The following is a 512-nucleotide window of genomic DNA, read 5'->3' on the forward strand; positions in this document are numbered from 1 at the left end:
GTAGGAAACGTGATATTCTTCTCCTGAACAGTAGTATCAATCTGAACTTCATCTTCTGTTTTGGCTTTGGGATGAAGTGAAATGCTTTGTCCCAAAAGAAATTCTAAACCACTCTCTCCAATTCTCTTTCTAAAGTGTACAAAATTGCTCGGGTCAAAAGGCTGCCCGGTCTGAAAAAACGTTTCTCCTGTAAAATATTGCCAATAAGCATTCTCCACCCATCTTTCTACAACCGTCTCATCGCTTTCTTTAAACATCTCCTTGAGCAAAAGCATTCCTGCTATTTTACGGATAGCAATAGAAGGTCTTCCGTTTTCTGAAAATAATTTCTCAAACTCTGACTCCATTTTATCCCAGGAAATCTCATCTGCCAATTTTACCAACGGATGCTCCATATTAATGAGTTCCGTAAGTCTGGTTTTGAATAAATTCTGCTGTAAATCGGGTTTTATTTTCCCTAACATTTTGCCGCTTTTTATACCCTAAAAATACGATTTTCTGCAATTTTTTAC

At 37.1% G+C, this 512-nt stretch carries 1 protein-coding gene; it reads right to left on the reverse strand.

Annotated features, from left to right (window positions below):
- A partial coding sequence (locus DD829_RS08595; RefSeq protein ID WP_133240940.1) for a transposase occupies positions 1–464 on the reverse strand: 464 nt, incomplete at its 3' end.
- Positions 465–512 lie beyond the last annotated feature (48 nt).

The sequence above is a fragment of the Chryseobacterium sp. HMWF035 genome (assembly GCF_003094695.1).
Classification (GTDB): domain Bacteria; phylum Bacteroidota; class Bacteroidia; order Flavobacteriales; family Weeksellaceae; genus Chryseobacterium; species Chryseobacterium gambrini.